The following is a 25,348-nucleotide window of genomic DNA, read 5'->3' on the forward strand; positions in this document are numbered from 1 at the left end:
GCTGCCGGCCGAACCGTGGGTTCGCAACGGCCTGGAGGCCTTCGTATCGCTCCGGCAGGACACGGGTATGACCCTGGCTGACGCCGAGTATAACCGGCGCAACCTCGCCACGATGATGCGCCGGTTGGAACGCTCGGTTGCCGCGTTCATCGACCGAAAAGTCACGAGGCTCGCCGATGGCACCCGCTGGGCGCCGGCAAAGACATTTGCGCAGATCCTCCTCGCACGGGCCTATCTTCGCGGCGCGACACGGGCGGACGCGCCGCTCGTCGATCAGATCAGGGCGGTGCTGAGCGACGAAGGATTGTCGGAGACCGACTTTTCCGCCCGCTGCATGCCGTGGCAGGAGTGGCTGACCGCCACGAAGGGTTTTCACGAGCGCCTCCGGGTCGAATTGCGGGCAATGGTCAGCCTCCATCTGACCGATGCTGGCGGAGGCTCGGGTGGCGGCTCCGCTCTTGTCGATGCGAGCGACCTCGCTGCGGCGATCGTGCAATTCAACGAGAGCGGGAAGTTCGATCCCGTACCCGAAGAGAATGGCGGACTCCCCGACCTGTACCGCAAGGCTCGGGAACTCGCGCAACATTGGGGCGAAAAGCGGCTCCAGATCGAACGCACAGAGTTCAGCCAGATCAAGAGCCGCAGTGAAGGCGTGTCCGAACTGCTGCGCGGCAAGGACACCGCGACCCATGTTGCCCGCTTGGATCGCTGCATAACCGGGATTGCGGAGCAACTCCCGAGCGCCGCCATCGCGAAGGTTCAGGCGTGGAAGCAGGCGTATGTCCGGCTCGGGCCCAAGCTTGGTGAAGGTGCCGGCACCCGGATCGAAGAGTTGATCTTCGCCCTGGAGGACGAGGAGCTTCCGACCAAGCTGTTGCCCCGTCTGACCTGGCTGGCGCAGCAGCCCGCTCGCGACCTCGAGGACGTATTGACGACCCTACAAGCAGGCGAGCGGGCGGTGGAGGAGTTGCGCGATCATGCGCGCGATTGCGTTCGCGAAGCAGGTAGCGGATCGCTTGACGATGTCGAAGCTGTCGGACGGACGATCCGTTCGGCGGTCGATGACTTCGAGATCGAGGAGTAGCGCCATGAGCGATGCACTTCTCGAAGCCGAAGAACTGCTGGAACAGCTTCCAGCCGCGGTGTCCCGGCGCACGCTCGGAGAGCGGCTGGGCAAGGCGCTCGTCGAGTTGCGCAACTCGGATCGCCAAGTTGAGAGAATGAAGGACTCTCTCAAGATCGCGGAATTGATAAAGTTCGGCGGCCCCCACCATCAGCGCGAAGTGCTGACCGACATGGTCGATTGCGCGCTATCCGTGGGCGAGGATCTCGAGAAAGCCCGGGACGCGGAGGCGCTGCGCAAGGCGGTTTTCGAATATACGACCGACCTGAATCAATCGATTGCCGCGCTGGAACGGTCGATCCGCGAACATTGGCGGGCGGTTGTTGCCGAGCGATTTCAACCCCTGCTCGGCCTTGGCGATCTTCTAGCATCGATGAACGTGCCGAACGAGCTTGGTCAAAGGCTGAAATCGTGCGCTCAAAAGGGTCAAGCCTCGGTCAACGCGGGATCCACAAAGGACTTGCGAACCAGTATCGAACAGCTTCTCGAAGAATATGATGATTTGCAGGATGAGCGCAAAGAAGAGATCGGCGAGGACGAAGTTGGGGACTTCATCAACGCTCTTGCCGATAAGCGAGCCACACTGGCGATGGTGACGTCGAAGGTTCGGGAGTGGCTTGAAGACCACGACGCGCTCGATCGCTTGGGGATCACGACCCGTTAGCTAGAAAACCCTGCAGAAGCGATCGGCTGACGCTCGCTTCGACCAGGCTGTCGCTCATCAGGTCGCTCTGCTGGTGGACACAACTCCGGCACCCATCCGCACACAGCGGCGCCGACAGCCGGAAGACCTGCTCCGCGACGCGCGCGGCCGGGGTCATCGACCCTTCCGCATTCGGATCATGCGTGTCGTAAGCCGCGTAAAGTCTGCCCAACACGGCCGCGCCACCATCCGTTGCCGCTTCGACGGCCGCCGAGGCAAGTTCCCACCCGGTCACCGGCCGCTCTGATCCATCGAGCATGCGTGCACGAACCGACTCGATATCCGAGGCAAGATCGTAAAGCGCGATGGTCTCCGCCTCGACCGCTTCCTGCGCGAAAAGGATCCGGACGAGCACAGGCGGCAAAATCTCGGTGCCGCCCCTCAATTCCGACGCGATAGCGGTCAGCGCGGTAGCGTCGCGCGGATCTGTTTGCCTCCAAGCAGCGTGACGATCGGGCATTTCCCAGAACCGCCTTACCATCGCGTCTTCGTCGGCGTTCGGACAAGCCTCGAGGAAGCCGGACTCCACCAAGGTCGCAACGGCGTCCCAATTGTCGATGACACCGCGCACCGTCCCATCCCCATGCGCGCCGGCCTCGCAGACGGTGACGATCGTGTCGCTGTCTTCGCCGAACTGCAGCGGCAACCGTACATGGGAGAGCAGTTGCCTCTCATCCCCTTGTCCAACTTGCGTGACCAGCAGCTTCAGGCGCAAGGCAAGGCCATGAAGAATGGTCGAGCGGAGATAAGCTCGAAGAGCTTCATCGTCGCGCGCCTCCCGCAGTGCCTCGGTCAGAACCGGATGAAACCCGTCGACTCCGAGCGCACCTGCGGCGCGTTCAACCCGCGCGGCGGTCATCATCGGATGTTGTCCAAGAAGCTGATCACGTACCCCGACGAACAGCGTCTTCAGCGCATCCGGTGACCAAAAACGCCCAAGACGGCGCAGTTGCGCAGTGAACGCAGGGTGTCCCGCCGCCGCTGCGATAATGTCGGCACCGAGCCGCGCATCGTAGCCCGCGATGCCGATTGCCCGGCCGCGGCTCTCGACGAGGTAGCGAAGGAACTGGGCTTCGTGCCATCGTCGCCGCCCTGGAGCCTCGGACAGTTCCTCGATCACCGTGTCGACAAATTCGTCAAGCCGACCGCAGTCGATTGTGAAGCTCAATCCTTCCGTGACGACCTGATAGCCGTGCAGAAGCGGGCGTCCGCTGTCGGGATCGGTAAATAGCTGCGAGATACTTAGCGGAGCCATGCCAGGAGGCTTGAAACGAAGTTCGGCGTCGGCACCCCAGAATACGCGCGCCACCTCCAGTCCCGACGGCCTGTTTGCGGTCTCATCGCCGACATAGGCGGCAACGCCGGCGACTTGAGGCAACGCATGGCCAACGATCGGCCTAGTGAGCGACTGATCTGTCGCGACAAGCAGGAATCCCCTCAATCCGGCATTGGAATCATGCCGTAGCGGGATCGGGCCTGGGTCGTTGGCGTTCAGCGTCACGATCGCAGGATCGCGGTCGGGCGCGAAACCGACTTCTGGCGTCCAGTCTGCTCCTGCCATCCATCCCATCGGCTCCAGCGTGACATTGAGTGGACGGCATAGATCATTATGAATGTCGGCCAGGGAGGCGCGAACGTCGACCGGCAATTCGGCCAGCAGCGCCGCAGCATCGGGCCGCAGAGGTTGGCGCTCTGCGGATGCATAGTCCTCGCTCGCGAACCAGGGCGCGCGGCCATGCACCGGCGGACGCCAATGGACCACAGAACCACTGTAGCGTCGGGTCGCATTGCCGGGCGCGATCGCTGTGAGCGCGAGTCCGATATCCTCGGCTCCGCTCCCGCCGACTTGGCGGCCGGCGACCGTGAGCACCGGCAGATTGATCGTATCGAACAGAAGGTCGGGCGCCCACCGGAGGCTACGCCGGAGCTCGTTGAGAAAGCGAACTGAGAGCGCGGGCTGCGCGGCGATCGCAGCGGCCCAGAATTCCTCGACGCCGGCGAAGCCAAACTCTGCCCAAATGCCCGCGCCAAACACGCGCTCCGCAAGCGCGCCTGCCTCGACGAGCATAGCGGGGCTGGGTGCGAGCCCCGCTCCCAATTCTTCGCCGCGCGCGACACACTGGGCCAAACCGTCGAGGATCGCCGTTAGCGCCTGACCGCGCCGCACGAAGAAATTGTCTGGGTTGAGCGGAATGCGGAAACCAGAGGGCGCGATCATCTCGGTTGGGCGACGAAAATACCAGCTGTCTCGCGGCGAGTAGATCGATAGCGTCACCGCCGTCGTTGGGCGATCGTCGACGCCGCGCCCGCCTCGTCCTTTGCGCTGAACGAAGCTCGCGAGGTTCTGTGGCGCGTAGTGCTGATACACCAGAGTGATGTCGGGATCGTCATAGCCGACCTCGAGCGAGGAAGTCGCGAAAACGATATCCGAGCCCTTCACGATCGCTTCGGCGTCGCTGCTCGTGCCCGAATAGATGGGCGAACGCGCAACCCGAAGCGGGCTTCCGGCTACGCGACGTCCGGTTGCCCCACATTGATGACGGTCGTTCGCTGCGAACCACCAACATTCGCCATCGGCAAACTTGTCGCAGCCGATCGGCTCGCGGCAGCATTCCGTCTGAGGCTGGCCATTGGCGTCATCTCCGAAATCGCTGATCCGAAGAGACGCCAGTTCCTTGCCTTCTTCGGCATCCGTATAGGCACCATGGAGGCGTCGCATCTTGTCGATGGAATCGAAGAAGACGAGGCCGCGATAGCCACCGGCAGCGCCGGTGCGTCGCCGCATCCCGTGGCCGATACACATGAGGCCTTGGATCGTGGTCGAGGCGCCGGCGATATCGGCGCCGCGAGATTCAATCTCCGGCTGAACGAAGTAGAATACTTCGCGGCCCCGAGGGTTGGTCTCAAGTTGGTCGGGACTGGGCCGGATCGTGCGGACGTTATCACGGCCGATCAGCCGGCCCCACGCTTCACCTGGGTCCGAAATGGTGGCGCTCATTCCGATCGACACGAGTGGTCGTCCGTCGCTCGCATTGCTCTCGGCGCGTGCGGCGAGACGACGGAGGGTCATCCCCACCTGGGCGCCATGGATGTGCGTGTAGAGATGGATTTCGTCGGCCAGGAGAGCTCGGGGGGCCGCAAAGTCGGGGCTGTCGCCGAACAGCGCGCCATAGCGGGGGTCGTGCAACCACTGGTGCAAGCTGTCAGTCGTCGGCAGGAACAGCGACGGTGGGCGCTGACGGAGCTTCGCCTTCGATCCAATCCAGCCGTCATATCGCCAGTCGCCGGTGGAACATACGAGTGCGTCGGCGCCGTCCCGTCCCTCATCGACGCGCAAATGAAGACCATGGCCACAACTCGGGCAGGCAAAGAACGGAAACTCGTAGGCGCGGGGACCGGCGCCCCGCCACGCGTCACGATAGCGCTCGTGCATGGTCTCGAAACTGTCGGGGACGTCCGAGACCTGAAGACCCAGCGTCAGCAGCGGCAGATTGGGAACGCTCGCCGATGCTGCCAGATAGGCCGCGAGGCGCTGAGCTTGGTTGGCCGCCAGCCGAATGCGAGGGTAGGCGAGAATGGCTCGAACACCGACGATGCCTTCCAGTGCGTCGCCAAGCGCGCCCGCGATCAACGGCAGGGCGGCAGCCTCTGTCTTTCCCGATCCGGTATCGGCCGCAATGGCAAGGCTTGGAGATCCTTCCCCGCGCCACGCATCCAGCCCTTCCAAAAGTCCTCGGCGCTGAAAGTCTGCCAATGACGCACCATTGCCCCACTGGCCCGCTAGCGAACGAAACAGACCTTCCAGCGCCTCGCACTGGGCCGGGGTCGCGACAGAGATTGCCTCGTCGAACACCTGGCGAAGAGGCTGGTTGCGCACGGGCTTGTTCCGATCGCGCAACTCGACCTTCAAATCACGCACCAAATACGGGCGGTCTGCCGCATCATCGTTCTTGAAGCGCTGCTTTACGTGGCGAACCTCGCGGGCAATCTCGGCGATTCGGCTGCGCACGCGCGCGTCTTCGGCGAGCATGACATGCCCGTTGGCTTCCAGGCGCGATAGTGCCGACAGCACCTCATCGGCCGACCGTCGGGCTGAGCGTGCGAGCGCGATGGTCGAAGTCCAGGAGTCGAAGATGCCGAAATTGATCCGGGCCGCTTCGATGTCTTCGAGCAGATTCAGTAGCAGGAAATCTTCGTCGACAATTCCCGGCAGCGGCTCGTCGGGCACGTCGTCAACAAAGTCGGAGGTCGCAGCCACCATCGCGATCGTCATTGCGCCGCCGGCAGCCCCAAGCGTCAGAAGACCTTCGGCCTGAAGGATCTGCACGATCGGCAGCAAGATGTCGTCGCCCCGCTCGGACATCCAAGCAAAACGGTCGCGCGCCTGGTCGTAGAAGCAATGCCTGCCCGATCGTGCCTCCCGGATCACCGCCCCGATCCGAGCCCGCACCGCGTCGACCTCGGCCGGATAGACACGGCGGGGTGCCTCGAAAGGCTTGGCCTGCCAAAACCGTCCGAAGCGGCCATCGCGCTCGGTAAGAGAAATCCAGCCAAGGATATGAAGGAGGCGGGCGTCCGTGAACGGCTCTGCGGCCAGCGCCATCGCGCGCTTGACCTGGCTGAGCGCGGCCGTCCCATAGCTGTTGCCAACCGCTACGCGCCGGATAGCGGCAAGCAAACCCTCCAGTGCCGGCGTCATCTCGGGCGCCTGCTCTTCGATCGCCGCATCGGGTGTCAGGTCCAGTTCGAGGCTATCACCCTCAAACCCCCGCCCACGTATCTGCGTCCGGACCTGGCGTCCGGCGGGGCCATCGAGCACCGTCTCTGCGAGCAGGTCGCACGAATAGACGAACTCGCGGAGCAGTTCGGCCTTGTCCATCGTCTCCTGTTCGCCAGGAACCGCTTCGAGAAGGCGCCGGCTGATGATGAGCACAAGCTTTGTGCGCGCACGGGTCGATGCGACGTTGAGCCGTTCCGGAGAAAAAATGAACTCGGCTTCGGCCAGCGCGAATTCCGGGTCCGAAACGCAATAGGAAAGAATGACGGCGTCCCGTTCCTTGCCCTGGATTCGATCGACGGTCTCGACGAAGGCATCGGGCCTGAGTGATGCCGGAATCATCGCACGAATGGCGGCATTTTGCGCCCGGTGCGGGCTGACAACCGCGGCAACCTCAGTCCAGAATTCGGCGGTCGTAGGCGGCCCGTTCGCCGCCAGAACTCGATCCGCCAATTCGGACACGAATTTGGCAGCGAGGGCGGCTTCGAAGGGATTGGAGGTAGCGGCGGCGAGTCCGTCATGCACGAGAATGACGACGGGAAGCGCGGGGTCTAGCGCGATGCGGGAAACCAGGTCGAGACCGTCCCGCCAATCGCCTCGCAGAGTCAGACGCGTGGTCGGCGCCGCGGAGACGTATCGGCCCGGGTAGAATTTGCGCTCCGGGAATTGCGCGAGCGGCTCGTTCAAGCGGAAGGTTTCTTCGAGCGGAAACTCTGCTGCCTGGGCCGACTTGAGAAACGCGTAAAGCGACCCGCCCATCTCGCGATCATCGATCCGCGTGGACCGCATCGACCGCACCGGCGGCAACTGCTGGTCATCCCCTGATACGACTATGCGGCAACCAGGGGCCATCCCGGCAAGGGCCATGAGGCCCTGGCCGAGCACCATCTGCGAGGCTTCGTCGATGCAGACCAGATCGAACAATGGGGCGGTCGGACCGTCGACCGTCGGCAGCACTCCGGAGCTGATCAGACGATAGAGCGACCAGATGGTCGCGCCGATCACGGCTCTACCGCTCGCGATCTCCTGGGCAAGTTCGGCTTCGTCACCGCGCCCGAGCACCTGAACGCCCGGTGCGAGGCCACCGCTAGGCGGCGCGCCAAAATATATGGGAGCCGGCGCGGCCGTGTCATGGACCTCTTGTCGCTTCGCGACGGCATCGAGGACGTTGCCGACTGCGTTCTTTGTGAACGCGGTGACGAGCGTGCGGGCTGGGCGTCCATTCGCAGTCCGAACCGCTCCGAAGCCGGCAATCAGCCACGAGAGGAGGTGAGTCTTTCCGGTGCCGGGAGGCCCTAGAACGAGACCCACGCGGTGGTCCGCAAGACCGCGCCAGGCGGCGTCCTGCGCTGGTCGAAGCGACCGATCGCCAGTCGCAGCGATGGAGGGGATCGCGAAGCCATCGAGGCCTTCGACCCAAAGGTCACGATCGCTGGCCGTCGCTGCGAAGTCGGTCGGGCTTCTGAGGAAGCTCAGGATGTCGTCCCGCGTCGTCACGGCTGCACCTGTGCGCCCAAGAAGGTCAGGAAATTGTCGGCCTTGGCCGAATTGAAATCGACGAAGCTTTGATCCAGCCACCAGCCATCTTGGCCAGCGCGGCGCTTTACATCCTGGAAGAACTGGCCGTTATACGTCGGCCGGAACATGCGCACCCTGAGAAAATTGGGCGGGTCGTTTGGCCACGGGTCCATGAGATCACATCCCATGCTCGACCACAGGCGCGGCTCGAGGACCAGGTCCGGTTCGCCGTCGCTCAGGATCAGCCCGAAGGCACCGGACGACAGGTCCGCATCCTCGGCCTCGCGCGGTATCGAGAAAAGCAGGAAAGCCGAGAGCCCCTTTTCACTCACGTTGATAAGGCGCATCGGGCCGATGGCGCGCCCGGCGTCACGGCGGACGCGCGTCGGTCGAGCGAGCTGGATCATTGTATCGAGCAAGCCTGCGCGGTTTTCGAGAAGTTCGAAGGCGCGCAGTACGTCAAGGTCGCCGGCGTCGAGCGGATTGAAGCTGGCCTGCAAGCGGAACGGCTGCTTGTTGAGCCGCAGCATTGGACTCTGGGATGTGGCCACGCGACGCTGGTGCTCGGCTCTTAACCAGTCGGCGATCGCTTGGCTCGCTGCCAGTCGAGCCCTCACGTCCTCGCGAATGGCGGCTACATCTGGTCCATGTCCACGCCCTTCGCGCAGGTTGCGACTGACATCGAGCGCCAGCAAAGACGAGAACGGACGCTCGAAATCGGTCGCTGGCTGGTAAGACTCGACGATCAGCCCGGCTCGCTGAAGCGCGGCGGATACCTGACGGAGGTCGTAGGAGACCGTCACGGGCAGCGAAAGGAGTTGCTCGACAACGCTTCGAAGTGCGGTCGCCGGTAGATGCTGCATCCCGCGGAATTCGGGTTCGGGAACGACCTCGTCGGGTGGGAAGAGGCGGACCATGTGCAGAAGGCCTGTGCGAACGCGCGGGTCTTCCAGGTGGCGCTTTACCGCGTTCTGGATCGCGAGCGCCTCGGTGGTCTCATAAAGGAAGATATGAGCGTACAGGCTCGCAGGATCATTGGGATTGCCAATGGCCTCGTTACGCGCATCGATCGCTTCAAGATCGGCGACGAGCCGTCCGAAAATGGAGACCAGCGCATCCGCCTCCGCGGCGCGATCCGCAGTCGGCATGATCTCGATGTGCTCACGCGCGCCGGATGAATCAACATAGCGGTAGCCGAGGGCTACCAGAGTGTCGTCGACGGGGTCATTGTCGGCAACGAGGTAGATCGCAGCATCAGCCCGCGGCGGCATGAGAAAGCTGTGCGGTTCGGTGCCGGGTTGGACGCTGTCGTCACGCAAAGCCTTCGCCCGGCTGACGAGCTGGTCGGCCCGCCTGGAGAGAGACCACCCGGCACCGTCGATGCGGCCGACACCGGCGCCGAGTTCGGCGAGCCCGGCTACCGTGCCAATACCGATTGATAGTAATGTGCGCTTCGCCTCGTGACTAAGTCCGGCAACGGCAGAAACGTCGCGCGTGCGTGGCGTTCTGTTCGATCCCACGGCCTCAATACAGTGCGGCAGGTAAGAGCATTGCTCGCATTTGAAGTAGACGTGGAAGAACGTCTCGTCGCGCCCCGGAGCGACGACCTTGTCCGCGATCGCCGGAAGCGTCGTCCGGCAGAAGTCCTCGACGAGCCGGAGATAGGGTTTGAGCGCGAATTCTTCCGACGTCCATCGATCCCCCTCGGCGTCGCCGTCATCGGGGATCCGCCATATTTCGCCCGCCGGCTCAACGATCGCATCGACGCCAAGTTCAGCAAGCATCGCGCGCAACAGCATGACGTAAAATGCCACCTGCGTCTTGTGAAAGGCACGCGCGGCTCGAGTTGCCTTGATGTCGATCACGGTGAAGTGGAGGCCAGTTGGCCGAACGTCCCGTCGGATCAGGTCGGCAAAGCTCCTCCGGAGCTTGATGTCGCTCGTGCCGAGAAAGGCCGGCTTGCCACGGGGACGCAGGTTCACTTGCGCGGCGTAGCTCGCCGTGCCGTGCCCCTTGAGAAACGCGATCGCCTGTCGTTCGAGCAGGCCATCTTCGCCGTGCGCGGGACGAAGCACCTCCGTTTCGCGAGCGAGCCTCGTGACCACCCGATCTTCGTAGTCGACGCCGAGCGCTGCCCAGGGTTGCTCGCGCTGATCCTTCGCGACCGGAATGGCGGCGAGTTCCGTAGGATCCATGATCTCGTAGCGGGTCTTGCGCTCGCAACGATACTGAAACCAGGATTTGATCGTCGAACCACTCAAGCCAGAAGCCATGGCATCCCCTTGCCCACCGGCTGTCCGGTCAGTGTTTTACCCCATCGGCGGCTCGAAAGGTCGACCAACCCTTCATTCTAAGGTCACAAGCCGGGCATTCGCCACAGCCGTAGCCCCAATCGTGAAGCTCGCCGTGCTCACCGAGATAGCAGGTATGAGTGCCTTCGCGAACAAGTTCCACGAGAGCGTCACCGCCGATGCTTTTGGCCAGGGCCCAGGTCGCCGCCTTGTCAATCCACATGAGCGGTGTGTGCACGACGCAATTGCTGCCCATGCCCAGGTTGAGGGTCACCTGAAGCGATTTTAGAGTGTCGTCGCGACAGTCGGGATAGCCGGAAAAGTCTGCCTCGCACATTCCGCCGATAAGATGTCGAAGGTGTCTCCGGTACGCCAGCGTGGCGGCCAGCGTGAAGAATAGCAGATTTCGCCCCGGCACGAAGGTGTTCGGCAGACCGTCGTCCCGCAACGCGATCTCAGCATCTCGCGTCAGTGCGGTCTCACTCACCTGTCCGAGAACGGACAAGTCGAGCATATGATCGGAACCAAGCCGGTCGGCCCAGGATGGGCGCAACCGCACGACTTCCGACCGGAATGCGGCTCGACCCTCGAGTTCGACCTTATGGCGTTGCCCGTAGTCGAAGCCGACCGTTTCCACCTGCTCGAAGCGGTCGAGCGCCCAAGCGAGACAGGTCGCGCTATCCTGTCCACCGGAAAAGAGAACGAGCGCACCCTTGTCGTTCATGCCGAAACGTCCTCACCCCAGTAACAGCAAGTCTCGCCGCTGGAATCCCGGTGAACACTGACTTTGAAGAGATTTGGAACGACGGGAAGTAGGCGATCCCAGATCCACCGGCTCAGGTTTTCCATGGTGGCCGGGCCGAGATCGTTGATCTCGTCGAGAAAGCGATGATCGAGCGCGTCGCGAGCTTCTTCCATCGAAGCTTCGAGAACACCGAGGTCCACGATCATACCCGTGATCGGGTCAGGGCGCCCGCGTACCGCCACTTCTGCCCGATAGCTGTGGCCATGAATTCGGCGGCTCGATTCAGTCTGGATCGAGCGCTCTAGCGTGTGTGCCGCATCGAAGCGAAATTGCTTGCTGAGTTCGAACATCAGCGAATTCCGATCATCTTGTGGGACTGGAGCGAGAGGCGCCAGTGCGGGTTCGCGGTGCAATAGGCGATGGCGTCAGACAGGTTGGAATCTGCCTGAGGAGCATCCATGGGCTGTAGAAAGAAATGTTCGAAAGCGAGGTGCGCGAACCGCTCCGGCATCGCCTTCGTCTGGGGATAAACGAGCTTGAGTTCGTTGCCGCTGGTGATGACGAGGGCCGCATCCGCCTTGGGCGAGACGCAAACCCAATCTATGCCGGCCGGCGCCTGCTGTGTTCCATTTGTCTCGACCCCGATCGAGAAGTGGCGGGCGTGCAAAGCATCGATCAGATCGTCGTCAACCTGAAGCAAGGGTTCGCCGCCTGTAAGGACCACGTAGCGTTTGTGGATGTCCGACCCCCATTCCTCCGCTATTGCGTCGGCAAGCGCCGCAGCGTCGGAAAACCGGCCGCCGCCGGTGCCATCGAGGCCCACAAAATCCGTGTCGCAGAACGTGCAGGTGGCGGTCGAGCGATCACTCTCACGCCCCGACCATAGATTACATCCGGCGAACCGGCAGAAGACCGCCGCCCGGCCCATCTGAGCGCCTTCTCCTTGCAGCGTCTTGAAGATCTCTTTGACGGCGTAACTCATGAGCGGGCCGCCTCCGGCTCCAACAACGGCGCGGCCCCGCTCTTGCGCCGTTTCCGCTGGTCGATCTTTACGATTCCGACGAGATAATGCTTCAAAAGCGCGACATCGCGGTTCACGTTTTGCAGCGACTTCCAGCGCCTGGTCTCGCCGTCGAAGTTCCATTCGCCGTCGGTCCAAGCGGTACGTCCGCGGAGGCATTCGAGCCCGACACGAAAATCCTCGACTGTGCGTGCTTCGCTTCGTTCGGCCAGCACTTCCATGACATCGCCAAGCGCCTGAATACCTGCGCCATGCAACAATCGCGAGGTCGCGGGCTTATGGCCGTGCCACGCCTCGGGGAACGTCTTTTTGACCGCGTCAAAGAAGTTGGAAACGAGGCGCACGCAGCGCTCGATGCCTTTGGGTCCTTGTATCAAGCTACGCAGAATGCCGTTGGTCAGCGACTCCATGATGATCTTCTGCATGACCGTGTCGGCGATCATCCCTTCCGGAGCAGTGTGCTGTTTGATGTATCCGCGGAGCGATGTGTTCTCGAAGTTGAGACGCGCCGTAATGTCGGCGGCTGTAGAGCGTCGGCTGAGCCGGGGTGGCAGGTTGTCGACGGTAGGGAGCAGTTCATAGATCAGTGACTTGGGAAGTGGCTTGGTGTTGTTGATGAGTACGAACTGGCGACGAAGCTCGGCTTCGTCCCGACAGATGAGGGCCGACACGAAGATCTGAAAATTGCGGTCGACCTCGGCCAGGGCGGAGAGTCGTTGCTGCCCGTCGACGACGAGGCCAGGCGTGCCCGCGCTCATGTCGATGTGCAGCCGCGCAAGCCCGCCATCGAGAGACTCAACGCGGACGCGGTCGGTGAAGGCCACCACGATAGGGTTTGGCAGGACCGCGTTCGGCTTCTCAAGATAGTCCCGGATTTCACGGATGTGGGCAGCAACCTGCGGTCGTTGAAATCCGCTGAGTTCGCCCTGTGCGTCACGGCCGATCCGATCGATCGTCGCAAAATGAAGCACGTCTGCGGCACTTGCCGCAAAGCTGAGCACCACATGCTCATCGCTCTGCTGCGCACAGACTGCGTTGAAGATCATCGGGTCGATTGACGGCACGCTTTAGATCCAGTCGTTCAATGTGTTCGTGATAGACAGCGAGGTTGTGAATGCCGCGACGCTTGTTGCGGTTACTCCCACGGAAAATGATGACGTCGATCGCCGCGTCCTTGCAGATGTCGCACCCACAGGCTTTCCATGGACGGTCCGTTAGGGTGACCCGATAACGCTCTTCGAGTTTCGCCAAGGCGAGGCTGCCGGCGCAGTCTTCGTACGGACGTTCTTCGACCAGAGGCGCAGAGTAGACGAGAACATGCCGCAGCGTCTCTTCAAGGTCTGCCTCGCCGCGATCAAAGGCACGAAGGGTTCCGAGAGCGAGCGCTTCCAGGCGAACGAGGTCTTCCGCCCGGAACATGCCCTTCTTCACCGCGCGCTGAAGCTTCGGATTTTCGATCGCTTGGGGCACGCGGATCGAGGTGTAGTATCGGAGCCCAGGCCCGTCGCCCGGTAGATAATAGTTCTGTTTGGCGTCCTTGAACGCACGGATCAGCGGTGATGTGGTATCGAAGCTGGCGATGTCGAAGCCATGGAAGCTGTCGATGTCGTCTGCTTTGGCAAACCCGAGGATATGCAGGCGCGTCGAAGCGGGAATTGCGTTCCTGATGGCCTCGAGGCAGATCTTGATCTCAGGCGATTTCAGCGGGACCATGCCACCGAGGGCCAGATAGTCATATCCCATCGCGACTAGGCGACGGGCGGCTTCGGCCATGCTGCCGGGCGACCATCCCTGAACGACACCGAGCGGGGTGAACTCTGCGCCCATCGAAATTGCTTCTCGACGAAATCCGTCGGCATTCTCCAGCGTAATGTCGAACCGCGCTCGCGCATCCTGCGAGCCGCCCTCCATATTGCCAAGCAACGGATCGAAATCGAATATGATGTGGTCGACGGAGCAGCCGTGCGTGAACCCGCACTCGTCGTAAAATTCTGCCATTTCTGCGGGCGCATAGGGGGGGCGATCTTCCTGGACGTAGGTGAAAGCGCCGCAGTCACCGAAGATGTCGAGATGGGCAAATTCAGGCTTATCGAGGCGCATGAATTTGCGCGCGCCGACAAGGCCGAACCGCCGCGCTTGGCTCGCGGTATATTTCCCTTTGACCCTGTGATCGCCGACGATTCCACGCGATACGAGGACACCGTCATATGGCGCGTACCCGAGAATTTCGTGGGGATAGGCGTCATCCCAATATGGCTGGCGCTCGGCTGGGCTGCGGTCGGCGATGAAGTCGAACGCCGGGTCCACATAGTCTAGGCTGTCGGCGAAGATGAATTTCATGATGCACCTCGCGCGAGATTGCGTTCGAGCTGCATCAGGTGGTCACTGAGCTTCGAAATGTGCTGCGATGTCGACTGGATCTCGTTCCAATCGAGACCGAGTCCATCCCAAGTCCCGCTTGTCCACCGGCAATGTGGCGCCAACTGCTTCAGGATTTCACGAACCGCGGCCGCCTTATCCGTGGCCGCGTCCGCACGAAACATGACCGTGTCCATGAGCGCGCCCATCGCGCGAATACCGGCCGAGTGCATGAGGCGGCTCTCGGACGGCGTCTTACCCCAGGCGTCCGGGAATGTGTCACGGACCGCCGTCCAGAAGACGATCAGCGCCTGGTACATCGCCCCGGAGTCGTTGCCGTCACCGTTGTGCTTATATTGACCCAAGGCGCCCGCAGCGGTCTTGAGACTACCCTTCATCGTTTCGATGAGGGCGCTGTCGCTTACCACACCGCTCTTGTCCTTCGGGTCGGACTCGCGCCTGATGAGCTGATGGAAGGGCGAATTCGGGTCAGTATTGAGCGCATTGCATAGCTCGCTCGGAAGCTGTCTCGCGGCTAGGTTCCGCGGCAACAGGACGCCGACCTCGGGAAGCAATTCGTCGATCAGCCCCGTCGGAAGCTTCCGCGACTTGTTCACCAAGATGAATTGCTCGCGCTGGGTCGTCACCTCGTCGGAGACAAAGCCGATCAACGGGACAGCAATCGTTTTGTTTTGCGCAGAGGCTAGGGCAAGTGATCGTTGCTGGCCGTCGACGATCCACGCAGCGCGATGGCCCTCAGGATAGATCGGAATCGACAGCGTGCCGGCGTCTCCCACTTCGCAGAGGTTGCCGGGTGCCCGACCGCGCGCGGAAGCGAACTCGATTTCGGGAGCAAGGGCCAGGATGATGGCGTTGGGAAACAGGACAGGGCCGCTATCCAAGAAGGCGGTGATCTCTTTGACGTGATCCTTGATCTCGCGACGCTGGAATCCCTTGAGTTCCTGTTCATCGCGCCGAATCCGGCTGATGTCGGCGATCCTGCTGATGTCTGAGCCGTGGAGAAAGAAGGCGAAAACCCCTGTTCCATTTCCCTGCTCGGCTCGGACAGCGCGAACTCTTAGGAATTCGCGTTTTGTCATGCCCGCTCAGCCCGCACCTGCCGCGCCAGAGCCGCGAAGCGACCCTGCTCGCAAGCCACGCCGCGCTCGTCACGAAGATGCCGCAGCAGTCTGGTCGAACTTCCTCGTTCGGCCTCCCAACGGCTCCGAATGACATCGAGGATTGCGGCATCGTCGAGTCTGTGACGATCGAACCGCGGGGGCATCTCCCAGCCCCGCAAAGCAGCGAGTACGGCCCCGGCATGTTCCGCCGCCGATCGCTGGTCGCCCTTCGTTGCGATGTGCTCGGCGAAATGCCGGAGCGCGCGTCCGGCGAAGTCGCCGCGTGTGCCACGAACGGAACTGTCGGGACCATCCAGACGATCATCATATGGCATGACAAATGGACGAAGGCCGGCAGCGACTTTGTCGAGTGACGCGCGCGTGAATATGCGCAGCCTGTCGACAGCGCCTTGGGGCAGCGCTTCGAGATCGGCCGAGAGCATATCGAGGTAGGAATCAGAGAGAGCAGCGCAGATCAGGCCAGTCGACCGACGTATGATTTTGGCGAGGCCTTGATGATGAGGGGAAACCGAGGCCAGCACGCCCCACCACTCGGTCGCGGCGAACGGTCGGGGCATTCGAGCGACGATGCTGTCTTTCGCGTCGGTGAGAATGGTGCAGGCATAGGCCGGGATCTTAGCTTGAGCCTCGACGAGCCCGAGCCCTGCCGAAGCAACGAGCAGATCGCCGTCTAGGATGTCTGCCGCGAGGATCGCCTCCTGAAACCCTCTACCGCCATAGAGATCGGAGGCCGGATAAACGTCGGAGGCAGACGCCAGTCGTCTCGCCCACTCCTCCGCAACGTCGGTCATTTCTCCTTGCGGAAGTGCGGACGCGTGAAGATGGTCAGGGATCGGCTTGCGCTTACGATTCGTGCAGGTGGTTATAACAAGTGTCACTAATCGTAGCCCCCATCCCGCCTTCGCGGTGTCATTTACGATTAGCAATTTTGCGTGCCATTTGCTACATTAAATGCGCCCTTCATGGCAAACAATGCCCCGATAAATGCACACTCGGGCGTGGCCGATCCATCGCAGCTGGAGGACCAATGCGCTAGGCGCGCATCGATTTTCCCGCGTCCTGTAGGCGGATCCGGCTAAGGTCGGCAGCCGTGAAACAGGAGCGGGTGACCCGCGGACAAGCCCAAGGGTGCCGACTTGCCCTGAAAAGGTGCGCAACGTCACCAGACAGGTTCTGACTTTTTCCAAGCGAACCGGGGAGACTTAGGCCCAAGCCCGCAAGGTCGAATCTCATGCGGGCGGAGGCCCGCATGACTCCCACCAAGCTGCTCATTGGCCAAATCATCGTTGTGTTCGCGATCGTGCTCGCGGGCATCTGGGTCGCGACCCAATGGGCGGCCGCGGAACTCGCCTATCAGCCCGAGCTCGGCGCGCCGTGGGCAGCGATCGACGGCATCCCTGTATACCGGCCCTGGGCAATCTTCCTTTGGTGGTACCATTTCGACGCTTACGCGCCGCATGTGTTCGATCGCGCCGGTGCGATCGCCGGCGCCAGCGGCTTCATCGGATGTGGTGCGGCGGTGGCCGGTTCGCTTTGGCGTGCGCGGCAGCGGCGCAACGTCACCACATACGGTTCGGCGCACTGGGCTTCCATTCGCGAGACCAAGGCCGCAGGCCTTTTCAGCGACGCAGGCATATTTCTCGGTAGGCTAGGCGAGCGCTATCTCCGGCACGACGGCCCCGAGCATGTCATGGCGTTCGCGCCGACCCGGTCCGGCAAGGGCGTCGGCCTCGTCGTACCGACACTGCTCGGCTGGTCGGGGTCGACCGTCATCCACGATATCAAGGGCGAGAACTGGCAGCTGACCGCTGGCTGGCGGGCTCGCTTCTCGCACTGCTTGCTCTTCAATCCGACCGACGTCCGTTCGGCGCGATACAATCCGCTGCTCGAAGTCCGCCGCGGCGCCGACGAAGTGCGCGACGTGCAGAACATCGCGGACATCCTCGTCGATCCGGAAGGAGCGCTCGACCGGCGCAACCACTGGGAGAAGACGAGCCATTCGCTGTTGGTCGGCGCGATCCTGCATATTCTCTACGCCGATGCCGACAAGACGCTCGCTCGCGTAGCGACCTTTCTTTCCGATCCGCAGCGCCCCTTCGTCGCGACACTGCGCGCCATGATGACCACCAATCATCTGGGCACCGCCGAAGCGCCGGCAGTGCATCCGGTCGTGGCCTCAGCAGCACGCGAATTGCTCAACAAGAGCGAGAACGAACGGTCTGGCGTCCTTTCCACGGCGATGTCGTTCCTTGGCCTCTACCGGGATCCGACCGTGGCCGCGGTCACTGCCGCATCAGACTGGCGCATCGCTGACCTTGTCGAAGGCGGCCATCCGGTCTCGCTCTATCTCGTCGTGCCGCCATCCGACATCAGCCGCACCAAGCCGTTGATCCGGCTCGTGCTCAACCAGATCGGGCGCCGTCTCACCGAGCATCTTCATGCCGAGAACAAGCCGGGCCGCCATCGCCTTCTGATGATGCTCGACGAGTTCCCGGCACTTGGTCGCCTCGACTTCTTCGAGACGAGCCTGGCCTTTCTCGCCGGCTACGGGGTTCGCGCCTTCCTGATCGCCCAGAGCCTCAATCAGATCGAGAAAGCATACGGCGAGCACAACGCCATTCTCGACAATTGCCACATCCGCGTCGCGTTCGCGACCAACGACGAACGCACCGCCAAGCGGATTTCCGATGCGCTCGGCACCGCTACCGAGCAGCGCGCGATGCGCAACTATGCCGGCCACCGGCTCGCGCCTTGGCTCGCCCATGTCATGGTCAGCCGGCAGGAAACCGCTCGGGCATTGCTGACGCCTGGCGAGGTGATGCAGCTGCCACCGGTCGATGAACTGGTGCTCGTTGCCGGGCACGCGCCGGTGCGCGCGAAGAAGCTGCGCTACTACGAGGATAGCACCTTCAAGGGCCGCATCCTTCCTTCGCCGACGCTCGGCAACGGCGGCTACGCCGATCTTCCCGAACCGCGTCCGAACGACTGGCGCGATCATGTCCGCGGCATCGACTCCCGTCTCGGCGAGATCGTGGACGAGACCGGGGATGAAGCGGGTGGCGGCCTCGAGCAGGTTCGGCACCCCGCCCACGAAATCGAGCGGGCAGCGCCGGTCGAACCGGCAACGGCCGACGTGCTGGGCCTCGGCGACGAGGACAGCGACGCCGCAACCGACCAGCGGACAATGGATCAGGCCCGCTCGCTGGCTGCTTCGCGCAGCGTCTACGCGATCGACTCCGCATCGTCGCGTCCCGGCGACCTTCAGCTGGACTTCTGACCATGGTCGAGAAAGTCCGCCACCAGCTGTTCCTCCCCAAGCCGCTCAGCGACCGGCTCGAGGCGCTCGCAGCAAAACCGGGTGCATCGAAGTCTGCCATCCTCGTCGACGCCTTGACGGCGTGGCTCAATCGCCGCGGCTCGTCCGAGCTCGATGATCGGTTCGGGCTGAGGCTCGACCGCATGTCGACCGCGCTCTCCCGGATCGAGCGCGACGGCCATGTCATTCTCGAGACGTTGGCTCTGTTCGTTCGGTTCGAGCTGTCGATCCAAGCACCGCTCGCTGATGGCGATCAGGCCGGCCGTGCAGTCGGTCGGGAGCGGTTTGAGGCATTCGTCGCGCAGGTCGGCCGGCAGGTTGCGGCCGGTCGGCGGACGATCGGGACGGAGCAGGACCGGTGAACGGTTCGCTCGCCCGGGACCGCCGCCGCGGGATGCTGCGCACCGCCATGGGGCCGGACATAGCGCTCGCGCTTGCAGACGCCCAAGTCATCGAAATCATGGTCAATCCCGACGGCGCGCTCCGGCTCGACCGCCTGAGTGAAGGTCGCGTCGACACCGGCGTCAGGATCGAGCCGGACCAGGTCGAGCGGATCATCCGCCTCGTCGCGAGCCATGCCCGCGCCGAGATCCATGGAGATCGGCCGATCATCTCGGCGGAACTGCCGCCCCATCTGGAGGGCCGGGCAGGCGAGCGGTTCGAAGGCGTGCTTCCCCCCGTCTCGACCGGACCGTGCTTTTCGATCCGCAAGCCCGCAGAACGGCTCCACACGCTCGACGATTACGTCAGTGACGGAATCATGTCGGAGGGTGCCGCCGACACGCTGAGGGCCGCAGTCACTCAGCGCTACAACATCCTCGTCGCGGGCGGGACGAGTTCGGGCAAGACCACTCTGGCCAATGCCCTGCTCGCCGAGATGTCCTGGGTCGATGCCCGCGTCATCCTGATCGAAGACACCCGCGAGCTCCAATGCCCCCTGCCGGACACCGTCGCGCTGCGCACGCGCCCTGGCGTCACCACCATGACCGACCTGGTACGCTCGACCATGCGCCTCCGGCCGGACCGCATCATCGTCGGCGAGGTCCGGGGCCCCGAGGCGCTCGACATGCTCAAGGCCTGGAACACGGGCCATCCGGGCGGCATCGCCACCGTCCACGCCAACAGTGCGATCGCCGCGCTCTACCGCATCGAGCAGTTGGTGCAGGAGGTGGTGGTCACCGTCCCGCGCCAGTTGATCGCAGAAGCCATCGACGTCGTCGTCTTCATCACCGGCCGTGGCACCTCGCGTCGCATCGAGACGATCGCGCGCGTGACCGGCCTCGACGCGCAAGGCGCCTACGCGCTCGCCGACACCTCTCCACCCCCCAAGCCCCAAGGAGCACGCCCATGACTGCCATCAGGATTCCCGACCGTCGCACTATGTTCATTGCGGGAGCCGTGATCGGCCTCGGGCTGGCGCTCGCCAGCAAGGCGCACGCCGCCGGCACCGGTATGCCGTGGGAGCAGCCGCTCCAGCAGGTGCTCGATTCCGTGCAGGGGCCGGTCGCCAAGATCGTCGCCGTGATCATCATCATCGTGACCGGTCTGACGCTCGCGTTCGGCGAAACCGCCGGCGGCTTCCGGCGGCTGATCCAGATCATTTTCGGCCTCTCGATCGCGTTCGCTGCGTCGAGCTTCTTCCTCAGCTTCTTCAGCTTCGGCGGCGGAGCACTGGTCGCGTGAGCGAGCATATCGATGGCTTCGAGGTTCCCATTCACGGGAGCCTCGGAGCGCCCATCCTCCTCGGCGGTGCGCCGCGCGGCCTCGCGATCGTCAACGGCACGCTCGCCGCAGCGATCGGCCTGGGTCTGCAGCAGTGGATCGCCGGGATCGTCGTCTGGGCGGTCGGGCACAGCATCGCCGTCTTCGCGACTCGGCGCGATCCGTCGTTCGTGCCGGTCCTCGTCCGCCATCTCAGACAGAAGGGCTATCTCGCATGCTGAGCCTGCGTGAATATCGCGTGCGCGCCGATCGGCTCGCCGATCATCTGCCCTGGGCGGCTCTGGTCGACAAAGGCGTCATCCTCAACAAGGACGGCAGCTTCCAGCGGACGCTCGCGTTCCGCGGACCCGACCTTGAGAGCGCAACTGAAGCCGAGCTCGTATCGGCCTGCGCGCGAGCGAACAATGTCCTGAAGCGGTTCGGCACAGGGTGGGCGCTGTTCTTCGATGCCGAGCGCCGCGAGGCGCTCGGCTATCCGGCAGGGAGCTTCCCCGATCCGGCGTCTTGGCTCGTCGACGAGGAACGGCGGGCGCGCTTCGAGGCGGAATGTGCCCATTTCGAGAGCCGCTACCATCTCACGCTCGTCTGGCTGCCCGCTGCCGACGGCGCCGATGCCGCGGGTCGATCCCTCGTCGATCGGCCCGACGCCGTCGGGGGGCGCGATTGGCGCGGCGCGCTGGCGAGCTTCATCGCGGAGACGGATCGCGCGCTCGACCTGTTCGCCGCGTTCATGCCCGAGGTGCGGGCGCTCTCGTCGACCGAGACGCTGACCTACCTCCATGGTGCGGTTTCCAGCCGGCACCATCCGGTCGCGGTGCCGGAGACGCCTATGTATCTCGATGCACTGCTCGCCGACACACCGCTGGTCGGCGGTCTCGAACCCATGCTTGGGTCTCGGCATCTGCGCACGCTCACGGTCGTCGGCTTTCCAAACGTCAGCCGGCCCGGAATTCTCGACGCACTCAATGAGGCCGATTTCGCCTATCGCTGGGTCACCCGCTTCATCGCCCTCGACAAGACCGATGCGACCAGGCTCCTGACCAAGCTCCGCCGCCAGTGGTTCAACAAGCGCAAGTCGATCACCGCGCTTCTGCGCGAAGTGCTATACAACCAGCCGGTCCAGCTGCTCGACAGTGACGCCGACAACAAAGTGGCAGACGCTGACCTCGCGCTTCAGGCGCTCGGCGGTGACCATGTCGCCTTCGGCTATCTGACCACGACCATCACCGTCAGCGACGAGGACCGCGCAGGCGTCGAAGCCAAGATCCGGCAGGTCGAGCGGATCATCGGCGGCCTCGGCTTCACGACGATCCGCGAGGGTGTCAACGCCGTCGAGGCCTGGCTCTCGTCACTTCCCGGCCATGTCTATGCCAATGTCCGTCAGCCGATCATCCACACGCTGAACCTGGCGCATCTGATGCCGCTGTCTTCGGTATGGGCAGGGCCAATCGGCAATGCCCATCTCGAAGGGCCGCCGCTGCTGGTCGCGCAGACCGCGGGATCGACGCCCTTCCGGCTTTCCACCCATGTCGGCGACGTCGGTCACATGATGCTGGTCGGTCCGACCGGCGCTGGCAAGTCGGTCATGCTGGCGCTGATCGCGTTGCAGTTCCGTCGCTACGCCGACGCGCAGGTCTACATTTTCGACAAGGGCCTTTCAGCCCGCGCCGCAGTGCTGGCGATGGGAGGCGCGCACCACGCGCTCGGTGCTTCGGACGGAGATACCCTGGCGTTCCAGCCGTTGCTGCGGATCGACGATGCCGTCGAACGGAGCTGGGCAGCCGAATGGATCGCGGCGCTCCTCGATGCTGAGCGCGTGACCGTCACTCCCGAGGTCAAGGATGCGGTCTGGTCGGCGCTCGGCAGCCTGGCGTCGGCACCCCCGCAGGAACGCACGATGACCGGACTGGCGCTGCTGCTCCAGTCGAACGCGCTCCGCACCGCGATCCAGCCATATACGCTGGACGGACCGCACGGCCGGTTGCTCGATGCAAGCGAAAGCGGTCTCGCCTTCGCCGACGTCCAGTGCTTCGAAACCGAGGCGCTGCTCGGCCAGTCAAGCGTCGTCGCGCCGGTCCTGACCTATCTGTTCCATCGGCTCGAGGAACGCTTCGACGGCCGGCCGACATTGCTGATCCTCGACGAAGCCTGGATCTTTCTCGACCATCCGCTCTTCGCGGCGCGCATCCGGGAGTGGCTTAAGACACTGCGCAAGAAGAACGTCGCGGTGCTGTTCGCGACGCAAAGCCTCGCAGATGTGGCAGGCAGCAGCATCGCGCCCGCTGTCATCGAAAGCTGCCCGCAGCGCATCCTGCTTCCCAATGACCGTGCGATCGAGCCGCAGAGCCGCGAAGCCTACGCCCGCTTTGGTCTCAACGATCGCCAAATCGAGCTTATCAGCCGGGCCACGCCAAAGCGTCACTATTATCTGCAATCCGCGCGCGGAAACCGCCTGTTCGAGCTGGGGCTCGGGCCGATCGCGCTCGCGCTTTGCGGTGCCTCAGATCCGGCCAGCCAGCGCCGGATCGAGACCATCCTCGCCGAAGACGACCCCGAAGGTTTCGCCGCCCGCTTCCTGCGCGACGCCGACCTCGGCTGGGCCGCCGATCTGCTCGCCGACTTTCCCGCTCCCTGACCCTCCAGCCCCGAGGAGAATGACGATGACGACGAAACTGCCTTTCAAGAAATACCTGATGGCCAGCGCGCTTGCGGTCGGTGCCGCTGGCTCGCTCGTGATGGGCGTGGTCACGACCACCACGCCGGCGCGGGCGCAACTCACCGTGTTCGACCCGGGCAATTACAGCCAGAACATCCTGACGGCCGCGCGCACGCTGCAGCAGATCAACAACCAGATACAGATGCTGCAGAACCAGGCGCAGAGCCTGATCAACCAGGCCAAAAACCTGACGACGATCACGTTCCCCGAGTTTCAGGCGATCACCCAGACGATCCAGCAGATCGACCAGCTGATGGGCCAGGCACAGGCGATCCAGTTCCGCGTCGCAGGGCTCGATCAGCAGTTCCGGTCGATGTTCCCGACGAGCTTCAACCAGGCGCTCACCAACAACCAGCACGTCGTCGACGCGCGCGCCCGGCTCGATGCGTCGATGGATGCCTACAAGCACACCATGACCGTGCAGGCGCAGGTGGTGGAGAATGTCGCCGCCGACGCTGCGACGCTGAACGGCATCGTCCAACGGAGCCAGGGCGCACAGGGTGCGCTTCAGGCGCAGCAGGCCACGAACCAGCTGCTCGCCCTCGTCGCCAAGCAGCAGTTCCAGCTCCAGACGCTGATGGCGGCCCAATACCGTGCCGATGTGATCGAGCGTGCCAATCGGACCCAAGCGCAGTCCGACGCGCAGGGCGCGACCAAAAAATTCCTCGGCTCTGGCAACGCCTACACCCCCCAATAGGCGGAGCCGGTCTGGCATCGGCGGGCCTCGCCCCTCCGCCGATGTCGCCGCGGGGCGCGTCGCAGCTCCCCCAGGCGCGCCCCGCGGCATCTTCTTAACCTTGTCAGGACACCAGCCACCGTGAACGACCTCAACGTCATCGACCAGTTCATGCAGGCCTTCATCACCTATATCGACAGCGGGTTCGGTCTGCTGGGCGGCGACGTCAGCTTCCTCAGCCGGACGCTGATCGCGCTCGACATCACACTGGCGGGCCTGTTCTGGGCGCTCGGCGGTGAGGACAACGTCCTCGGCCGATTGATCCGCAAGATTCTCTACATCGGCGCGTTCGCGTTCATCCTGAACAGCTTCTCGACGCTGGCCGACATCATCTTCCGCTCGTTCGCACAGGCCGGCCTCACCGCCGGCGGCGGCGGCATGGCCGCGGCCGATCTGCTCAAGCCCGGGCGCCTCGCCGGGACCGGTTTCTCCGCCGCCTGGCCGCTGCTCGAACAAGCCTCGCAGATGATGGGCTTCACCAGCTTCTTCGATAATTTCCTGACCATCATGGTCCTGCTCATCGCGTGGGTGCTCGTCATCCTCGCCTTCTTCATCCTTGCAGTGCAGATGTTCGTGACGATCATCGAGTTCAAATTGAGCTCGCTGGCCGGCTTCATCCTCGTGCCGTTTGCCCTCTGGAATCGGACAAGCTTCCTCGCCGAGCGCGTGCTGGGGCACGTCGTGAGTTCCGGCATCAAGGTCATGGTCCTGGCGGTCATCGTCGGCATCGGCTCCAACTATTTCTCGCAGTTCACCACGGCCTTGCAGGGGCAGGAGCCCGACATCGGTCAGGCGCTCAGCCTCGTGCTCGCCAGCCTGGCGCTGTTCGGTCTCGGCATTTTCGGCCCCGGCATTGCCTCGGGTCTCGTCTCCGGCGCGCCGCAGCTCGGTGCCGGTTCGGCCTTCGGTACGGCGCTGGGTGCCGGCGGCATCATCGTCCTGGGCGGCGCCGGCGCCGTCGGCGCTGCGCGCGGTCTCGCGGCGGCAGGTCTCAGTGCGGTTCGAGCCGGCACCAGCATGGGGTCGGCCGCTGGCACGGCGTACAAGCTCGGACAGGAAGCAAGCGGATCGTCGAGCGTCGGCGCTGGAATGCGCGGCATGGCGACTGCCGCGTCGAATGCGGCGCGTTCCAGGATGTCCGCCGCGCTCGGCCTCGGCGAAGCCGCAGAAAGCGGCCGAC

The 25,348-nt window shown here is 63.6% G+C and carries 19 protein-coding genes; 10 read left to right on the forward strand and 9 right to left on the reverse strand.

Annotation, left to right across the window (positions count from 1 at the left end):
• Both KAY22_RS09125 and KAY22_RS09130 read left to right on the forward strand, forming a co-directional pair.
• The coding region (locus KAY22_RS09125; RefSeq protein WP_296622466.1) for a hypothetical protein at nucleotides 1–1,084 on the forward strand (1,084 nt) is incomplete at its 5' end.
• A gap of 4 nt (nucleotides 1,085–1,088) precedes the next feature.
• A complete protein-coding gene (locus KAY22_RS09130; protein WP_029994275.1) occupies nucleotides 1,089–1,787 on the forward strand; it encodes a hypothetical protein in 699 nt (232 codons plus the stop codon).
• Here KAY22_RS09130 and KAY22_RS09135 read toward each other — a convergent pair.
• The 9 genes from KAY22_RS09135 to KAY22_RS09175 form a co-directional block, all read right to left on the reverse strand.
• A complete protein-coding gene (locus tag KAY22_RS09135) occupies nucleotides 1,774–8,100 on the reverse strand; it encodes an AAA domain-containing protein (RefSeq protein WP_029994274.1) in 6,327 nt (2,108 codons plus the stop codon). The two genes, KAY22_RS09130 and KAY22_RS09135, sit on opposite strands and share 14 nt — an antisense overlap.
• Nucleotides 8,097–9,986 (reverse strand): hypothetical protein, encoded by a 1,890-nt coding sequence (locus KAY22_RS09140; protein WP_296622471.1) that lies wholly within the window; start codon nucleotides 9,984–9,986, stop codon nucleotides 8,097–8,099. The genes KAY22_RS09135 and KAY22_RS09140 overlap by 4 nt, the downstream gene beginning before the upstream one ends.
• A 436-nt stretch (nucleotides 9,987–10,422) precedes the next feature.
• On the reverse strand, nucleotides 10,423–11,136 hold the full coding sequence (gene queC / locus KAY22_RS09145; protein WP_296622473.1) for a 7-cyano-7-deazaguanine synthase QueC: 714 nt from the start codon (nucleotides 11,134–11,136) through the stop codon (nucleotides 10,423–10,425).
• Nucleotides 11,133–11,507, reverse strand: coding sequence for a 6-carboxytetrahydropterin synthase (locus tag KAY22_RS09150; RefSeq protein ID WP_029994271.1), 375 nt, complete (start codon nucleotides 11,505–11,507; stop codon nucleotides 11,133–11,135). Before KAY22_RS09150 ends, queC begins: the two co-directional genes overlap by 4 nt.
• Nucleotides 11,507–12,139, reverse strand: a complete 633-nt coding sequence (queE, locus tag KAY22_RS09155; RefSeq protein WP_029994270.1) for a 7-carboxy-7-deazaguanine synthase — start codon at nucleotides 12,137–12,139, stop codon at nucleotides 11,507–11,509. The genes KAY22_RS09150 and queE overlap by 1 nt, the downstream gene beginning before the upstream one ends.
• Nucleotides 12,136–13,242, reverse strand: a complete 1,107-nt coding sequence (dbpB, locus tag KAY22_RS09160) for a DGQHR domain-containing protein DpdB (protein WP_296622477.1) — start codon at nucleotides 13,240–13,242, stop codon at nucleotides 12,136–12,138. Before dbpB (KAY22_RS09160) ends, queE begins: the two co-directional genes overlap by 4 nt.
• Entirely contained in the window at nucleotides 13,187–14,518 is a 1,332-nt protein-coding gene (gene dpdA / locus KAY22_RS09165; RefSeq protein ID WP_037520840.1) for a tRNA-guanine transglycosylase DpdA, read from the reverse strand. Before dpdA ends, dbpB (KAY22_RS09160) begins: the two co-directional genes overlap by 56 nt.
• The gene (gene dbpB, locus KAY22_RS09170; RefSeq protein ID WP_029994267.1) at nucleotides 14,515–15,636 is read right to left on the reverse strand and encodes a DGQHR domain-containing protein DpdB; all 1,122 of its coding nucleotides are present in this window, start codon (nucleotides 15,634–15,636) and stop codon (nucleotides 14,515–14,517) included. The genes dpdA and dbpB (KAY22_RS09170) overlap by 4 nt, the downstream gene beginning before the upstream one ends.
• Nucleotides 15,633–16,469, reverse strand: coding sequence for a hypothetical protein (locus tag KAY22_RS09175; protein WP_029994266.1), 837 nt, complete (start codon nucleotides 16,467–16,469; stop codon nucleotides 15,633–15,635). The genes dbpB (KAY22_RS09170) and KAY22_RS09175 overlap by 4 nt, the downstream gene beginning before the upstream one ends.
• Before the next feature lie 458 nt (nucleotides 16,470–16,927).
• Here KAY22_RS09175 and KAY22_RS09180 point away from each other — a divergent pair, with 458 nt between their 5' ends.
• The 8 genes from KAY22_RS09180 to trbL all read left to right on the forward strand — a co-directional run.
• The gene (locus tag KAY22_RS09180; RefSeq protein ID WP_029994265.1) at nucleotides 16,928–18,955 is read left to right on the forward strand and encodes a conjugal transfer protein TraG; all 2,028 of its coding nucleotides are present in this window, start codon (nucleotides 16,928–16,930) and stop codon (nucleotides 18,953–18,955) included.
• A 2-nt stretch (nucleotides 18,956–18,957) separates the two neighbouring features.
• Complete coding sequence (locus tag KAY22_RS09185) at nucleotides 18,958–19,356, forward strand: hypothetical protein (protein WP_029994264.1); 399 nt, start codon at nucleotides 18,958–18,960, stop codon at nucleotides 19,354–19,356.
• The gene (trbB, locus tag KAY22_RS09190) at nucleotides 19,353–20,345 is read left to right on the forward strand and encodes a P-type conjugative transfer ATPase TrbB (RefSeq protein WP_029994263.1); all 993 of its coding nucleotides are present in this window, start codon (nucleotides 19,353–19,355) and stop codon (nucleotides 20,343–20,345) included. Before KAY22_RS09185 ends, trbB begins: the two co-directional genes overlap by 4 nt.
• Nucleotides 20,346–20,374: 29 nt before the next feature.
• Nucleotides 20,375–20,677, forward strand: a complete 303-nt coding sequence (locus KAY22_RS09195; protein ID WP_235053969.1) for a TrbC/VirB2 family protein — start codon at nucleotides 20,375–20,377, stop codon at nucleotides 20,675–20,677.
• The gene (locus KAY22_RS09200; protein ID WP_029994261.1) at nucleotides 20,674–20,937 is read left to right on the forward strand and encodes a VirB3 family type IV secretion system protein; all 264 of its coding nucleotides are present in this window, start codon (nucleotides 20,674–20,676) and stop codon (nucleotides 20,935–20,937) included. Before KAY22_RS09195 ends, KAY22_RS09200 begins: the two co-directional genes overlap by 4 nt.
• Nucleotides 20,931–23,351 (forward strand): conjugal transfer protein TrbE, encoded by a 2,421-nt coding sequence (gene trbE, locus KAY22_RS09205; protein WP_029994259.1) that lies wholly within the window; start codon nucleotides 20,931–20,933, stop codon nucleotides 23,349–23,351. The genes KAY22_RS09200 and trbE overlap by 7 nt, the downstream gene beginning before the upstream one ends.
• Nucleotides 23,352–23,370: 19 nt before the next feature.
• The gene (trbJ, locus tag KAY22_RS09210) at nucleotides 23,371–24,129 is read left to right on the forward strand and encodes a P-type conjugative transfer protein TrbJ (RefSeq protein ID WP_029994258.1); all 759 of its coding nucleotides are present in this window, start codon (nucleotides 23,371–23,373) and stop codon (nucleotides 24,127–24,129) included.
• Between the two features lie 120 nt (nucleotides 24,130–24,249).
• The coding region (gene trbL, locus KAY22_RS09215) for a P-type conjugative transfer protein TrbL (protein WP_296622490.1) at nucleotides 24,250–25,348 on the forward strand (1,099 nt) is incomplete at its 3' end.

The organism is Rhizorhabdus sp. (genome assembly GCF_018006725.1).
Lineage (GTDB): Bacteria > Pseudomonadota > Alphaproteobacteria > Sphingomonadales > Sphingomonadaceae > Rhizorhabdus.

Coding starts and splice junctions, on each gene's coding strand:
- KAY22_RS09195 (WP_235053969.1), top strand. CDS start 20,375: ATGTTCATTGCGGGAGCCGTGATCGGCCTCGGGCTGGCGCTCGCCAGC.
- KAY22_RS09130 (WP_029994275.1), top strand. CDS start 1,089: ATGAGCGATGCACTTCTCGAAGCCGAAGAACTGCTGGAACAGCTTCCA.
- KAY22_RS09150 (WP_029994271.1), bottom strand. CDS start 11,507: ATGTTCGAACTCAGCAAGCAATTTCGCTTCGATGCGGCACACACGCTA.
- dbpB (WP_029994267.1), bottom strand. CDS start 15,636: ATGACAAAACGCGAATTCCTAAGAGTTCGCGCTGTCCGAGCCGAGCAG.
- queE (WP_029994270.1), bottom strand. CDS start 12,139: ATGAGTTACGCCGTCAAAGAGATCTTCAAGACGCTGCAAGGAGAAGGC.
- KAY22_RS09175 (WP_029994266.1), bottom strand. CDS start 16,469: ATGACCGACGTTGCGGAGGAGTGGGCGAGACGACTGGCGTCTGCCTCC.
- KAY22_RS09180 (WP_029994265.1), top strand. CDS start 16,928: ATGACTCCCACCAAGCTGCTCATTGGCCAAATCATCGTTGTGTTCGCG.
- KAY22_RS09185 (WP_029994264.1), top strand. CDS start 18,958: ATGGTCGAGAAAGTCCGCCACCAGCTGTTCCTCCCCAAGCCGCTCAGC.
- trbE (WP_029994259.1), top strand. CDS start 20,931: ATGCTGAGCCTGCGTGAATATCGCGTGCGCGCCGATCGGCTCGCCGAT.
- dpdA (WP_037520840.1), bottom strand. CDS start 14,518: ATGAAATTCATCTTCGCCGACAGCCTAGACTATGTGGACCCGGCGTTC.
- trbJ (WP_029994258.1), top strand. CDS start 23,371: ATGACGATGACGACGAAACTGCCTTTCAAGAAATACCTGATGGCCAGC.
- queC (WP_296622473.1), bottom strand. CDS start 11,136: ATGAACGACAAGGGTGCGCTCGTTCTCTTTTCCGGTGGACAGGATAGC.